Raw genomic sequence first — 15,240 nt, 5'->3', positions numbered from 1 at the left:
ATCAATTTAAGGAATTTTAGGGAGGAATACATTAATGGCAAAGCAAAACAAAGGCCGTAAGTTTTTCGCGGCATCAGCAACAGCTGCATTAGTTGCATCAGCAATCGTACCTGTAGCATCTGCTGCGCAAGTAAACGACTATAACAAAATCTCTGGATACGCAAAAGACGCGGTTCAAGCTTTAGTTGACCAAGGCGTAATCCAAGGTGACACTAACGGGAACTTCAACCCACTTAACACAGTAACTCGTGCACAAGCTGCAGAAATCTTCACGAAAGCTCTAGAATTAGAAGCTGACGGCGATGTAAACTTCTCAGACGTTAAAAAAGGTGCTTGGTACTACAACTCAATCGCAGCAGTAGTAGCAAACGGCATTTTTGAAGGCGTTAGTGCAAACGAATTCGCACCAAACAAATCTTTAACTCGTTCTGAAGCAGCTAAAGTTCTTGTAGATGCTTTCGGTTTAGAAGGTAGCGAAAGCCTAAGCCAATTCGCTGACGCTTCTCAAGTAAAAGGTTGGGCTAAAGAATCTCTAGAGATCGCTGTAGCTAACGGAATCTTCACTGGTTCTGAAGAAAACGGTAAATTAAATCTAAAACCAAACGCAGCTATCACTCGTCAAGACTTCGCAGTAGTATTCGCTCGTACGCTTGATCTAGCTGTTGAAACAGTTGACGCTTCTGTAAAAGCTATCAACAACACAACTGTTGAAGTAACATTCGACGAAGAAGTTGATAACGTAGAAGCTCTTAAATTCAAAATCGAAGGCTTAGAAGTTAAAAACGCAGCTGTTAAACAAACTAACAAAAATGTTGTTGTATTAACTACTGAAGCTCAAACTGCTGACAAAGAGTACGTTGTAACTCTTGATGGCGAAACAATTGGTAAATTCAAAGGTATCGAAGCTGTAGTTCCAAAATCAATCGTATTAAAAACTACAAACACTCAAGGTAAAGTAGGTAACCAAGTAACACTTACTGCTGATGTTGGCGTAAAGGCTGCTGGTATCCCTGTAACTTTCAACGTTGATGCTCCAACCGGTTCTTTAAACAAAGATGCTGTTGTCGAAGTTTACACTAACGCTGAAGGTATTGCTTCTTACTCTTACACTCAATATGCACCAGATGCTGACGATGTAACTGTTTACCCAACAGGTGCTCCTCAATTACGTGCATTCGGTACTGTGTACTGGGGCGTTGATAACATCTTAACTATTGAAGAAGTTACTACTGGCAACACATTAGCTAATGGAGTTAAGAAAACTTATAAAGTAACATTTAAAGATCCTAAAACAGGTGCAGCACTTAGCAACAAAGATTTAAACGTATCATTTGTAGAAAATACAAATGTTGCATTTAACGCTATTTCAAAAGCAACTGTTACAAATCCAGCTACTGGTTTAACAGTTACTCCATACCAAGCAACAACTGGTTACTCAGAAGAAATCAAAGTTAAAACTGATTCTAATGGTCAAGCTACATTTGTTGTTTCTGGTACAAACACTGCTGTAACTCCTTATGTATTCGTTGACGGTTCAAGCTCTGTATTAGGCGTTTCAACTGTAACTGGTACTAACAATGTTACACAAGCTACTACTGCAAACAAAAAATGGGAAGCAACTGAATTGACTGCTACTGCAGCACAGGTTAAATTTGAAGGTGCTCAATTAAACCACCAAATCACTGTTGAGCGTGACGGTGAAGAAGAAGCAGCAGCACAATACGGTTCTAAAACAAACGGCCGTGAGTACAAAGTAAAAGTGCTTGACAAAGACGGTAAAGCATACGCTAATGGTCTTGTAAACATTGCACTTGACGAAGTAATCGATCGTAACCTTAACACAAACTCAAACGCGAAGTTCAAAAATGTTGAAGATGGTACTGCACTTCAAGATTTATCTGCTAACGGACAACAAGGTAAAATCAAGCTGAACTCAAAAGGTGAAGCAACAGTTGTTCTTTACGGTGCAAAAGGTGAAGTTGGAACTCCAGTAGTATGGATCGACCAAAACACTTCTCAAAACAACCAAACGGGTGTATTAGAAGATGGTGAACCGTTCTTCAAAGCTCCAGCTTCTAACTTCCAATATGAGCGCGTAATTGGTGCTTCGTTCAAAGTTGAAGGTAAAACTTCAAACCAAAATGTAAGTTCTGACGGTATTGCAAACTATACATTCGCTCTTACTAACCAAAGTGGTGTGGCTTTAGAACGTTTACAAGGTAAAATGACTTATGAAATTCGCAATACAAGCGGTCAACCAATTGTTGTAAAAACACCAGTTACTTACCGTGATCAAAACAATGTAGCAGCTACTTCATTTGCAATTCAAGAATATGGTAGCATTACAATTACTGCTGATGTAATCAATACTGATCAAGCAGCATTCACAGTTGAAACTGCTCCACTTGGTAAAGCAGCTTCTGTGATTGTAACTCCATCATTTGTTACAACTAACAACTTCGATGCAAGTGCTGATAACGGTACTACTACAGATGCACGTGACTTCAATAAATACGTTACTGCTACAGGCTTAACAGCTACTTTCGGTGATGTAGATACTGTTCCAAATGTTTATACTGATTTAATTGATATTTCTAGCATCAACACTACTAACAAAACAATTAAATTTGAAGGTAAAGCTACTCCTGTTAAATATGCTGGTGAAACTGGTAAAACTTACAAATACTACGGTATCGGTAGCACACCAATTGCAACAGCAGATAACTTCATTGCTGAGTTACAAGCGTCACCACAAAAAGTACGTGTTACTTACCAAGTGATTGATGATGTTGTATCATTCTACATCATTAATACAGGTGTAGGTACAGGTGTAGGAGCTACAGTTGTTCAAGAATTAAACAATGCAGTAACAGATGCTGCAAAAGAAGCTGTTCTTAAGAAAGCATACCCAGAATTATCAGCTACTCAAGTTACAGCGTTATTAGGTCCTGTTAAACCATTGATTCTTGGTGGTGTACTTAACGCTACAAATTTACAAGCTGCATATGATGCATTATTCGTATCAGTTAAATCAGCAGTAGCATTCGATACAAATGCTGATGGTAAAGCGGATCAAATCAAAATTACATTTAAAGAAAATGTAACTGCTGGTGAGAAAACTGACCTTGATGCAGCCCTTACTAAGTTCACTCTAGATAATGGTACAATTGCTGGTCCTTCTGTCCTAGAAGGTACTGATACATTAGTCTACACTGTAAATAGTGCAAATGGCTTGAACTTAGGTAACCTAAAAGCAACTGCTTCAACAACAGCAGATATTGCAGCACAATACCTAGTAGGTTCTACTACTGCTGTAAAAGCAGCAACTGTAGTAACTGGTGTAACAGTTACACCTATTGTTCCGCTTCCTGGAACTGCTGGAACTGCACAAAAACAAACATTAACAGCACCTGCAGCTGCTACAACAGGAACTGCAGTTGTAACAGTGGCTGCTAAAGGATTTAACGGAAATGCTCCATTAAATGTTGATGTATTAAATATTATTGGATCTGATGTAGCTACTGCTGTCGGAACTAAAGTTTACAATGCTTTAATTGCTAACGCTACTGTTACTGGCTTCTTTAATGTAACGCAAGGCGCTACTACTGATGAAGTAATCTTAACTGCTAAAACTCCAGCAGCTAACGATACTACAATGGCAGTAACATTAGCTAATAACGTTCCAACTACAACAGCTGCTAACACTGCTGGTGTGGCACCTGGTAAAGAAACAATTGCTATTAACTTCGCTACTGGTGCAACAAATGCTGGTACAGTTTCAATCGAATTAGAAGATGGTGCATTCAAACATACTGTAAGCTTTACAGTTGCTGCTGGTGATACTTTAACAACTGTCGCTGCTAAAGCATATGCTGCATTATCAGGTGATACTAAAGTAACTGGTCATTATGAAGTAGCTTCTGCAGGTGTGGGTGTTACGTTAACTGAAATTGTTGGTGGTGTAGGTACTACTACTACTGTAACAGTTAAATAATTAGAAGTGAGTACTTAGTGCTCACATAAATTCAGACTCTATTCTGATAAATTAATTTGAAGAATTGTTCTGACATGGAAATTCCCTGTATGAGAGAAATCTCTGCAGGGTTTTTTCTTATTTAGATAATTTTCTAGAGAAAACAATAAATTTTTATACTCTTATAAAATACTTTTAGTCTTCAAAAATACATATATACGTTCGCATTCAGAAATTCATATTTAAAAGTATAGGGTGAATATTGAAAATGATTTTATTCGGTGTAAAGATTAAGAAAGTATATGAATTAAGTTATCTGGTTATGGCATTCTAAATATGTACCCTTTGGTCACTAATGTATGTATGAAAAAACCACTTGCCTACATCACCCAATAAAAGTAAACTCCTTGTTGGACCAACAACGTTTAACAGGAGGCTATTAGGAGATATTATAAGTGGTAGAAATCAATTATATCAGACATGAAGTGAACCAAAAAGGTAAAAGTTATGCCGAAGTTGCGAGACAAGTCCGACGTAACGAGCGTACGGTGAAAAAGTATGCTGATCAAGAGGAGTTTCCTCAAAAATATAAACAAACAAGCACGTCACCAGTCATGGATCCAGTAAAACATATACTTGATGGATGGATTCGTGAAGATTTGAAGTTGAAAAAGAAATTTCAACGTACAGCACAACGTATGTATGACCAATTAGTTAAAGAACATAATTTCGTTGGAGGAGATCGTACGGTAAGACGCTAAGTTTCAGAACGTAGAAAAGTACTCTCAAAAGAAGTTGAAGGTGCATCTCTACCACTCGAAACGATTTCTGGTACAGCACAAGTAGATTTCGGAAAGGCACCATTTAAGTATTTAAACGAAGTGATCGAATTACCATTTCTGGTCATGTCCTTTCCCGATGCCAATACATTCTATTCCCATGTATTTCCTTCAGAAAATACAGAGTGTCTGTTAGAAGGTTTACAGCGTATCTTTAAGCATATGAATAGTGTACCTAAAACGATTCGTTTTGATAATTTATCGCCAGCTATAAAGAAGATTCATGCAAAAGGTGAACGTGATTTAACGGATATGTTTGAACGATTTGTGCTGCATTACGGATTCGAATACGAGTTTTGTAATCCTGCAAAAGGTCACGTAGAAAATATGGTGAAATACGTCCGAAATAATTTTTTATTACCAGCTAACACTATTGTTGAATTAGATGAGTTCAATCAAACTTTGTGGGAAAAAGCAGAAAATAATCGCCAACGGAAGCATTATATTAAGCTGGAAGTGTTAGAATTATTACATGAACAAACTTGCGATGCACATATTTTATTACCCGAATAATTATTTAACTGTGCTCGTATTGTATTAGCAAAAGCCGATAAGTGTGGGATTGTACGAGCTATATCAGTTTATTGAAAAATTGATGAATTGTATCAATCAATCTTTCCACCAAGGCTCTGGAAAAATACCTGTAAGAGCTCCCTTCTTCCGCTACGAACAGAAAAAATCAGGAACTCTTATTGTATCAAGCATCAGCTTGTACAAGTGAATACATCAAGTATGATATCCTACAAAGCCAACCAGTATTCAGTCCCCACTAAGTACATTGGGCAAAAAGTTGGGATACAAATACATGATGATCAATTATGGATCTATTATAACATGGAGTGCATTGCACAATATCCTATATCTAAACGAAAATTAAATATTCGTCCTTCGGATTACAAAGAAACGTTGCAAGTTTCTGCACCTCATTATCCAGATATTGATGCTTTAGCAAAAAATAATCTAAAAGTCATTGGAGAGATGTATGAAACATGATACAGCAAACAAACTATCAGCAGTTCCTAAAGAATCTAGAGTATTTAAAATTAAAGCAGATGATCGCACATCTAGATGAAGTCGTAGACTTCAGTGTTCATAATCAATTACCGTTTATTGATACGTTGATTAAGCTAACAAATTATGAAATTGATTTACGTGAGCAAAATATGATTCATGCGATGGTAAAAGTGAGCGCATTTCCTAACTTAAAAGAAATAAAGGATTTTGATTGTGACTTCCAACCATCGATAAATCCGCAGCAAATTCATGATTTTACTACACTTCGTTTTATTGAAAGTAGTGAAAACATTGTCTATTTTGGTCCAAGTGGCGTTGGCAAAGCGCATTTAGCATCGGCAATCGGTATCGCAGCTGCAAAAAACGTACAAGCACGTACTTTGTGAAATGCCATGATTTGATATAAAACTTAAAAAAGGCTCGCGTAGAAAATCGTCTAGAGAGCCGTTTGAAGCATTACACAAAATATAAATTACTTATTATTGATGAGATTGGTTATTTACCGATTGATCCGGAGGATGCAAAACTATTCTTCCAGTTAATCGATATGCGTTATAAAAAACGTAGCACTATTTTTACTACAAACGTTAACTTCAAACTTCAAGTCCTGGGACGAAGTGTTCTAGGAACCTAAATTAACTAATGCGATTTTAGATCGTATTTTACATCACGCAACAGTTGTCACAATTGTCGGCAATTCATATCATTTGAAGAACCACCTAGCTTCAGAAGGTGAGTAATTTTATACACAATTAAGTGAGCGTTTTTGTACATAGATTAGTTGACATTTGTAGATCAAAAAAATTCGATTATATGGAAATAAAAAACCTTTTAAACAAGAGGATGTTAAACTATTTTTACAGCTCATTGCTGCCCATTATGAGAAACGTAGCGTAAGCCTGAATTCAAGTTTTTATTCAATAGAAGCACAATTAGCTTTGACAAAAGAACAAAATAAACAGTTGACAAGTCAAATTGAAGTATTAACAGAGTAAGTTTGTCAGCGAAAATGATATTTATGGCTCATGTTCAGAAAAGACGACGTACTAAGCGCAAGATGAACAATACACGCTTTTTGATTAGTATTCTTCTTCAGTTGTCTATTTGGTTTAGTTCATTTATTAGTGGTTTATTTTTTTTTTGAATAATACCTAGTAAGTACTTCGGCAGCTTTAAGGCGAATTTCTGTATTATTATCGTCCAGTAATTCCTCCAATACATGTATGGCTTTATCTAGAATGGGGTTGCTGTTTTCCTCATTCTTGAGATTGGATTCATTATTTATAAGGCCTTCAACGATGGAACGATGTTTTGTGATATTAGCAATGGTTCCTGGATATCTCAATGAGCCTCTGAGTTCTTCGGGTAATTGACTTCTCAATAGTGGCTTCTTATCAAAGAACCATGTTACTTTTCGTTGATGAGGATAGAATCCTTCATTTGGCTTATCGACAGCTGGTTCATGATAATAATCACTAGTGATTTCTCCAATATATACATCTTTTTTATTATCATCAGGAACAATGACATAATCTCCAACATTCATCATTAATACAAACAAATTAACATTTCCAATTCCTTCAGACCAATCTTCTTGGTCTAATATATCCTTTAATTCATCATAGCTTTTCCCTGTAAACGACTTTCCTGCTGGATAACCAATCGCAATAAATCCATCATCCAAGAATTGTTTCATTCTGTTAATGCTATGTGGCATAGGTCGTAGTATCCAAATATTTTTTTCAATAATCAACTCAAACACTCCTTTAATATGTAATCACATTTGTTTACATATTATAATAACTGTGTTATCTTTAAAATGCAAGTATTACCAATTAAGTGTTAATGGAGGAATTCTTATGTTGTATTCAATTGAAGGAAAGAGAATGACAAAAGTACCCCATTATGATAAGTTCTTGTTTTACTATAGCAAAATGGATAAGGGAAAGTTGGACCTAATCATTTACCACTTAGCAACTATTATTGAGAATGAGGAAGTTTTTAATTCGAGTTACTTACCTCCAAAGCATTGGAAGGGCAGTGTGTTCTATCCTATTTATGAACTGATACAAGATAAACAAACATCAGCATTCTTCTATGGTCAATTATTATGGAAACTTATCATGGAAGACGATAAAAAGTGGATGTTTCAGCAAGCAGATAATACATTAGGTAAACTATATTTCTTAGTGGAAAATCCCGACAAACTAACTGGTTAACGTAGCTAACGTAAAAAAGGCTTATATACGCAAGCTCAAGATAGAGTTGGTTGGACAACACTGTTTATTTTTTATCTCTCTGTATTTGTGTTAGGGGAACTGAGGAATATTGGGGATTGCTTGGCTCCCATCAGATACGTGGTATTTTAGTTTTTTTTGGTGAATGGGGAAATGGGGAACGGACATCGTCATTCAAACTGTACAGTAGAAGAAGCTCAAGCTAGGTATTATGCCAATAAAGTGCAATGTGGAGCCCTCTTTATCATGGTTTATTTTAAAACTATGCCTCCTCGTAGAAATATAACAGCTATTTAAAATCACGCTAATTGAGTTTTTATGTTGTGCCACTAAACGATTTACAGTTGCATAGATGAAAGAAGCCAGCTAGGTGAGTGAATCACAGAGCTGGCTTTCTATTGAGCTAAAGCGTTCATATTGTATGAAGTCTTCACGACCGATTATTTTAAATTTAGCAGAATCTCCATTAAATTTTTATCCTTTCGTTCACCTTTCGTCATAGTGACATACGTATGGATCCCTGGAATGATAGCTGTGTTTGAATATGAAAAGTCATGCATTTCGCCTTCAATGATAGCAGTATCTAAAATAAATAGTTCATATTCTAAAAATGCTTCGGTATCCACTACATTGCTGATAGGTATAAATGTTACGATGTTCATGTACAAACATGCTTCCCCATAAAAAACAACGTAACCAATTTTAAGGTTTACGTTGTCTTTTTGTTAAATATATAAGGATTTTTCATTCCAGTCTACTTCATTCATATTATTTTTAAAGGCATACATTAAAAGATCTTCAGTTCCCAGCGCAGAATCGAATATCTCTTTATCACAGTAAGAACAATAAAAATGAGGGATGTTCTTGATTATAATTTTACGTGGTCCAATAAAAAATTCACTATTTCCTTCTCTCCTTTTGGCTGTATTTCCACAGGAGCAAGTTGTTTTCACTCTAAAATCATTTTTTTTGGGAGCCAAGATCATAATCCCACCTCTTTCGTAATTATTCTTAGTATATGCAAATAAAAGGTTATTTATAATAGTGTTATCACACTAATCGTCTGTTTATTTAATATTACCAAAACAAGTCGCCTTTTACCAGTATCCTTACTTCCCGAAATGACAAGAGCAAGGTTAGGGTGAAGGTGTTTAACTTTCTCAGTATTTTTAGTATGATGATGATCGACGTTTAGTCGAACACCAGTTACCATTGAAGCAGATAGAACACATTCTCGGACTTCCTCACCGTTATTCCATCCTCTTTTTTCTGGATGATCATCATCTAACAAAGCATCATATACAAGTCGTTCTAATACATGTTTTTCAAAATCAATAAAAGGGCCTTTTTTCAATATCTGTACCAAATTATCTCGAATCTCTATCAATCTATCTTTACTAAGGGTTATGGGGATTCCCATTGGGACGCCGTTTCCAGACGTTCTGTTTAATATCTCATCATCAGACATTAAGGATACTTTAAGCGATACCATTTTGGTTTCAGCGTCACTTAACAGTATCACTTCCTCTTGATCTCTATTCCAAATATATTGTGTACCATCATTTGAAACAAATATTTCAACTTCCCTCATTAAAAAATCTCTCTTTCCCATTATTATTGCTGTTACTATTTCCTAAATTATACCACAGTTATATATTCTATTCACTGGCCTTATTTTTTCAAAATCATGCTGCGAATAAAAGGTTATGTTAGCTTCTTTACAGTCATTGATTATCAGTAATCGTCACTAGAATGAATGTACTACATATTTATAATCAACTATATTCTATGCTTTACTGCCCCACATATTCCTACTATTATTTATAATTAATTCAAATATTCTCTTATAAACACTGTATTTCTAGTATAATACAGCTTTCTTTATTCATAAAGCATTCCTTTTATAACGCAACTCAATCGTTCAATTTCTCAAAAGAAAATGGAGTATTATGTAACTTTTTGAGGCTATGACAAGTCTACCTTAAAGAGAAGTTTGATTAGTAATAGTGTGAAAGCAATCACATTAAGTTTCATAGAAAATGTCCATGGTATTTTGGAATATCATTTACTTTATATGAAGCTTTCGAAGGAGAGGGGTTAGCACTCTAGTACCGAATTCTACTCTTTTCGATATAAATCCCACATTTTAGGGGTTTTTCGTGTTAAGATGATAAAGACTATTGTAAGAGGAAAAAGGAGATTAAGATGTTTAAGAAACTAAGGACTACATGTATTGTATCAGCAGTTGCGTTGGCTACGATTTTGCCAGGACAAGCGTCTGCATCAGCTACTAGTAACAATGGAATTCAGATAAAAAACAATGTTTCGATTACGATTAATGGAGAGACGATTCAAGTCAATGATCCTATTTTAAATAAATCGGATTTCTTATTATTACCAATGCGTGCATTGTATGAAGCGGTTGGTGCAAGTGTGGATTGGGATAAGGAGACGTTGACGGCATCGGCGATTCGCAATGGTAAGATGGTTGATTTAACAATCGATTCGAATAAGGCTTTAGTAGATGGTCAAGAGGTTGCAATGGATGTTGCGCCATTTATGTATAAAGATCGTACCTACATGCCATTACGTTTCGTCAGCGAAAACTTTGATGGTGTTGTTAATTGGGATGAGGCTACCCAATCGGTAGATATTACATTATCAGATGAAACGACAGCACCACCGCAGGAGGACCCATATATCTTACATATTAATAACAAACGTATTGTCATGAAAGATCCGATTGTTACAAAGGATGGAAGAACATACTTACCTGCTAGCTATATTTATGATTATTTAGATGATTCATCTGGTACTTGGCAACCTGATGGCTCCTTCGAATTGCTAATTGGTGGGATGAGCTTTATTTTCAATGATAATAGCAATCAGGCTTTGGTTAACAATGAATCAGTGACAATGATCGAAAAGCCATTTATACAAAAAGGCAAAATGTACATTCCTGCTAAGTTTCTTGTGGATGCATTAGGCGGAAATTTACGTTATATCACAGAAAAAAAAGAAATGTATATTTATGTTTACCGTTATATGTTCACAAGCCCCTTCCTAGATAAATCATATGGCACTACGTCATCACCACAGGTTGTTCCTTCTGCTCGTTTAGAGGGGGATCGTGATTTATTTATTAGTGATAATCCTGAAACATTAACACGTAAGCTTGTACCTATGAATAATGCGACTCTCTCACAATATGATGTGAAACCAACTGCGGCAACGAATAAGCATCGTGTCTTTGGCTGGCATTACAACACATTAGGTACGGATGTCAATATTGGGATTACCGTTCAAAACAAGTCTACGACAGAGAGCATTAAGGTGACCGACTCGAAGGGCATTAGCCAAAAAACGGGTAATAGCTGGGTAGGTCATGACCTTGGCTTGACGATTGCGGACGCTACTTTAAATAATAAGCTTCAAAAATCGGATAGTAGTGGCATTGTCATTGCACCAGGGGAAACAAAGATGATTGAAACATACGATTTACACTATGATTATATTATCGGTTTTTTACATGATTTAGATATTCAAGCAGTCAATGGTGGAAAGCCAGAGTATACAATTCGTACAGTGCTTTCAAAAGATAATACAGATTTAACAACAATCCAAACGGAGCAGGTTGCGGTGGATGAGTATGCGAAACATCCAAGAGGCGCGTGGCCAAGTGCTACAATTCTAGCAGAACTACCAGCTTATACAGTAGATTCTCCTGAGGTAGGCTATAACATTTCTAATGGCCGTACAGACCATCTACAAACGGCTGAAAATTCGCTTTCTCAAATTAATGGTGCGGTAGGAAATCCAGGTCACTTCGGTATGAACTATAAAGTGTCCATTCCAGTTGTCAATCCAACAGGCTCTACAAAAACGATTAAGCTGAAGCTAGCTGGTCGAGGAGGATTATACAGCGGAGCGATTAAAGTGAATGGCAAAGTGTATTTAGTGCCTTCTTTAAGAGTAGGGGCAGAGTATGTTGAATTACCAGATTTCAAGATGAAGGGTTCAAAAGATACGATTGAATTAGAGTTAATGCATGCTGGTGGTGTGAACCTTCCAGTAGCGATCTATGTAGAAACAAAATAAAAAAGTCACTGGCACGGGTCATGTGACATGGTACGTGCCATACTTTGAATTAATTCGGAGTGAAAAATGGCAAGAAAACTAATAACGATTATTGTAGTCCTATTCATGCTTACACTTACAGTTAGCCCCATCAATGGACAAGCTGCTGGTTTAGGCAATAAAGTCAGTGAAGTTAAAACAGAGGTTTCACCACAGGTAATACATTCACAGCAAAACTATACTTCAGGTTCTATACGTCAGTTTGTAAATGTTTTAGATGTTAATTTAAATAATACATATACAAAACTAGAAATTGGTATGCCAAATCCTATTAATTCATTAAAAACAACATCAGCGATGGCCAAGCAAAACACAGTTGATGGGCATCGCGTTGTTGGAGCGGTCAATGCCTCTTACTTTTTAGGAAATGGTATGCCTGCGAACTTGTTAGCAGAAAACAATGAAATTGTGAACTACGGTATTTTGGGAGATACATATGATAGCCCAACACAAAAGCCAGTTGCATTTGGTTTATCGAAATCAGGGAAAGCGATAGCAGACTATTATTCTACGAATCTAACTTTCCAAGTGAATGGCAAAAGCTATCCTATTGATCTTATTAATAGTGAACGAGGAACAAATAAAAACGTTTTATATACACCTGAAAAAAGATCAACAGGGACAAATACATGGGGTGTAGAACTCGTTGTGTCGGGTGCTAGCCAAGATACAAACACTTTGCATTTTGGTGATCAGTTCTCGGGCACAGTTTCTCATGTAACAGCCTATGGAGCAGAAGGTAACTCGTCTGTACCAGCAGATGGCTTTGTCATCTCTGTACAAAATAAAGAATTAGCCGCTGAATTAAGTAGCATTACAGAAGGCACAAGCATGGATGTCAGCTTATCAATCGATCAAAAATGGATGGATGCACAGTTCATTTTAGCTGCTGGACCAATGCTTGTACGTAACGGTAAAGTTGATATTTCAATGCCAACAAATTCAGGGTTTGCTTCCACACGTAGCCCACGTACAGCAGTAGCGATAGATGCTACAGGTACAAAGGTATCTCTTGTGACAATTGATGGTCGCATAAGTGGTCATAGTAATGGTGTTAATTTATCCGATTTAGCTTCTCATTTAATTTCAATGGGTGCTTCTTCGGCTATTAACCTAGATGGAGGCGGCTCTACAGCAATGGTCGTGCGTAATCCAGGGGGTTATTTCGCCAACCTAGTGAATAGACCATCAGAGGGCAGTGAGCGTCGTGTATCAGCGATTTTACAGGTTGTGAATACAGCGCCACCAGGGAAAGTAAAATCAATTACGTTAAGTAGCGTTGGTCAAGTAATGAAAGGTTCTTCTGTAGATATGCAGGTTGCAAGTGCCTATGATCAATACTTGAATCCAATGACCATCAACCCAGCAAATATGAACTGGACAGTTGAAGGCAATATCGGCAAAATGGACGGTGCAACCTTTACAGCAACACAAAAAGGTGAAGGGAAAATTATCGGGGAGTATGAAGGTATTCGCACGTCTACAGCTGTGAAAGTAGTAGACCTAGCAGAAAAACCTATTGTACTAGATAGCTTCGATAATGCGTCTTCTTGGACAACCGAAACAGCGAAAGCCAATGCTTCATTAGCAAGCTCTAAAGAGTATGCTAGACAGGGAACTGCTAGCTTACAATTAAACTACGATTTCACAACAGCAGGCACAGGCACAAAAGCTGCCTATATGGTTGCGAAAACACCAATAGCTATGACAGGTCAGCCTAAAAATATCGGTCTTTGGGTATTTGGCGATGCTGGCAAGCATTGGCTAAGAGGCGTTGTCATTGATGGTGCTGGAACTAAGCATACAATTGATTTCACAAGCCAGGGCGGTTTAGACTGGAGTGGCTGGAAGTACGTGACAGCGGATATTCCAAGTGATCTACCACAGCCATTGAAATTCGAGCGTTTATATGTTGCTCAGCCAACAGCTTCTCTTCAGAAGAAAGGTCAGCTGTATTTCGATCAATTACAAGCAGTTTATAAAGACAATCATGAAGAATTAGTTTATACAGATGTAACAAAAGGGCATTGGGCATTTTCAGAAATCCAAAGCTTATACGATAAATCTCTTATTAAAGGATACTCAAATGGAACGTTCAAACCAGAGGCATCCATTACACGTGCAGAGGCAGCTACGATCATTGCCAGAGCTCTAAATCTAACTACAACGAAGGATTCGAGCTTTAAAGATGTGAGTAAGAGCCATTATGCATACAGTGCTATTGCCGCAGTTGAGCAGGCTGGCATTATTAAAGGACAAGAGGCAGGGAAGTTTAATCCAAATGGACAGCTTTCACGTGCAGAAATGTCTGCCATTTTAACAAGAGCCTATAAATTAACAGGTACAAGCAAAGTAAGCTTCTCAGATGTGAAATCAACACATTGGGCATACAGCCATATCCAAGCACTTGTCGCAAATGATTTAACTGGAGGCTTCCCAGATAACACATTTAGACCAGATGCACAAATTACACGTGCTCAATTTGCAAGCTTCTTAAATAGATGCTTATCTTTAAAATAAAGAAGACAAATCCTCTGTAACAGCTACAGAGGATTCTTTATGTTTTGTTGAAAAACAAAACAATCAACAGCAATTTTATGAAAGGTGAAGTGGATATCCGTTGCTTGCTTTCCTGTGGGTTATCGCCGAGCCTCTTCCTCGACAACTGCTCTGTGCAAAATCTCGCCTGTCTCGCTATCCCACGAGAGTCAAGTAGCCATCCAATCTAACCCACAAAATGTTAACTTTTTGAAAGGTTTTCACTAATCATTTTATTGAGGAGTGCTGTCACTCATCACTTCTCCACATTTTTCACTACTGTTAGTATGAAAGAAAATGAAAAGACACATTTTCAGAGTGGTTGATTGGAGTGGAGCCAGCGTGCCTCCTAGGGGATTTAGCGGCTCATCGGACGCCCCCTCTGGAAAGGACGCTGCCGGAACGAAAATCAACCCATCGCTCGTTTTGCTAAATGTTTTTTTAGTATCATCATCCTCTTTTATAACAAAAAATCCGCCTTGTCCTTTTACGGACAAGACGG

Annotated in this window: 12 protein-coding genes and 2 pseudogenes; 9 read left to right on the top strand and 5 right to left on the bottom strand. The window is 37.1% G+C overall.

Going from position 1 to position 15,240, the window contains the following annotated elements:
* The first annotated feature begins 34 nt into the window (after positions 1 to 34).
* The 6 genes and pseudogenes from ACEVFT_RS05930 to istB all read left to right on the top strand — a co-directional run bounded on the left by ACEVFT_RS05930 (position 35) and on the right by istB (position 6,566).
* Positions 35 to 3,994, top strand: coding sequence for an S-layer homology domain-containing protein (locus tag ACEVFT_RS05930; protein WP_393948708.1), 3,960 nt, complete (start codon positions 35 to 37; stop codon positions 3,992 to 3,994).
* A gap of 464 nt (positions 3,995 to 4,458) precedes the next feature.
* A complete protein-coding gene (locus tag ACEVFT_RS05925) occupies positions 4,459 to 4,734 on the top strand; it encodes a hypothetical protein (RefSeq protein WP_393948707.1) in 276 nt (91 codons plus the stop codon).
* Between the two features lie 120 nt (positions 4,735 to 4,854).
* Positions 4,855 to 5,325 carry a hypothetical protein gene (locus ACEVFT_RS05920; protein WP_393948705.1) on the top strand — a complete coding sequence of 157 codons (471 nt, stop codon included), beginning with the start codon at positions 4,855 to 4,857 and terminating at the stop codon, positions 5,323 to 5,325.
* Between the two features lie 219 nt (positions 5,326 to 5,544).
* Positions 5,545 to 5,622, top strand: a pseudogene (locus ACEVFT_RS05915) (Mu transposase domain-containing protein); the annotation flags it as partial.
* Between the two features lie 24 nt (positions 5,623 to 5,646).
* On the top strand, positions 5,647 to 5,805 hold the full coding sequence (locus ACEVFT_RS05910; RefSeq protein ID WP_393948764.1) for a hypothetical protein: 159 nt from the start codon (positions 5,647 to 5,649) through the stop codon (positions 5,803 to 5,805).
* Positions 5,802 to 6,566: pseudogene (gene istB / locus ACEVFT_RS05905) on the top strand (IS21-like element helper ATPase IstB). The gene ACEVFT_RS05910 and the pseudogene istB overlap by 4 nt, the downstream one beginning before the upstream one ends.
* Positions 6,567 to 6,955: 389 nt before the next feature.
* On the opposite strand, the gene ACEVFT_RS05900 reads toward istB, so the two are convergent.
* Positions 6,956 to 7,579 carry a restriction endonuclease gene (locus ACEVFT_RS05900; protein ID WP_393948704.1) on the bottom strand — a complete coding sequence of 208 codons (624 nt, stop codon included), beginning with the start codon at positions 7,577 to 7,579 and terminating at the stop codon, positions 6,956 to 6,958.
* Positions 7,580 to 7,685: 106 nt separating this feature from the next.
* Here ACEVFT_RS05900 and ACEVFT_RS05895 point away from each other — a divergent pair, with 106 nt between their 5' ends.
* A complete protein-coding gene (locus ACEVFT_RS05895; protein ID WP_393948703.1) occupies positions 7,686 to 8,045 on the top strand; it encodes a hypothetical protein in 360 nt (119 codons plus the stop codon).
* 458 nt (positions 8,046 to 8,503) lie between these two features.
* Here ACEVFT_RS05895 and ACEVFT_RS05890 read toward each other — a convergent pair whose 3' ends face one another.
* The 3 genes from ACEVFT_RS05890 to ACEVFT_RS05880 all read right to left on the bottom strand — a co-directional run bounded on the left by ACEVFT_RS05890 (position 8,504) and on the right by ACEVFT_RS05880 (position 9,654).
* A complete protein-coding gene (locus ACEVFT_RS05890) occupies positions 8,504 to 8,725 on the bottom strand; it encodes a hypothetical protein (RefSeq protein WP_393948700.1) in 222 nt (73 codons plus the stop codon).
* Positions 8,726 to 8,788: 63 nt separating this feature from the next.
* Entirely contained in the window at positions 8,789 to 9,049 is a 261-nt protein-coding gene (locus ACEVFT_RS05885; protein WP_393948698.1) for a YgiT-type zinc finger protein, read from the bottom strand.
* 50 nt (positions 9,050 to 9,099) lie between these two features.
* Positions 9,100 to 9,654, bottom strand: coding sequence for a hypothetical protein (locus tag ACEVFT_RS05880; protein ID WP_393948696.1), 555 nt, complete (start codon positions 9,652 to 9,654; stop codon positions 9,100 to 9,102).
* 614 nt (positions 9,655 to 10,268) lie between these two features.
* Between ACEVFT_RS05880 and ACEVFT_RS05875 the strand changes: the two genes are divergently transcribed.
* Positions 10,269 to 12,161, top strand: a complete 1,893-nt coding sequence (locus ACEVFT_RS05875; protein ID WP_393948694.1) for a stalk domain-containing protein — start codon at positions 10,269 to 10,271, stop codon at positions 12,159 to 12,161.
* Between the two features lie 66 nt (positions 12,162 to 12,227).
* Positions 12,228 to 14,720, top strand: coding sequence for an S-layer homology domain-containing protein (locus ACEVFT_RS05870; RefSeq protein ID WP_393948692.1), 2,493 nt, complete (start codon positions 12,228 to 12,230; stop codon positions 14,718 to 14,720).
* A 251-nt stretch (positions 14,721 to 14,971) separates the two neighbouring features.
* Here ACEVFT_RS05870 and ACEVFT_RS05865 read toward each other — a convergent pair whose 3' ends face one another.
* Positions 14,972 to 15,235 carry a hypothetical protein gene (locus ACEVFT_RS05865; RefSeq protein ID WP_393948690.1) on the bottom strand — a complete coding sequence of 88 codons (264 nt, stop codon included), beginning with the start codon at positions 15,233 to 15,235 and terminating at the stop codon, positions 14,972 to 14,974.
* Between the last annotated feature and the right edge of the window lie 5 nt (positions 15,236 to 15,240).

Origin of the sequence: Lysinibacillus sp. PWR01 (genome assembly GCF_043359455.1) — a bacterium.
Lineage (GTDB): Bacteria > Bacillota > Bacilli > Bacillales_A > Planococcaceae > Lysinibacillus > Lysinibacillus fusiformis_F.
This window is presented reverse-complemented; position numbering and strand designations above follow the sequence as displayed.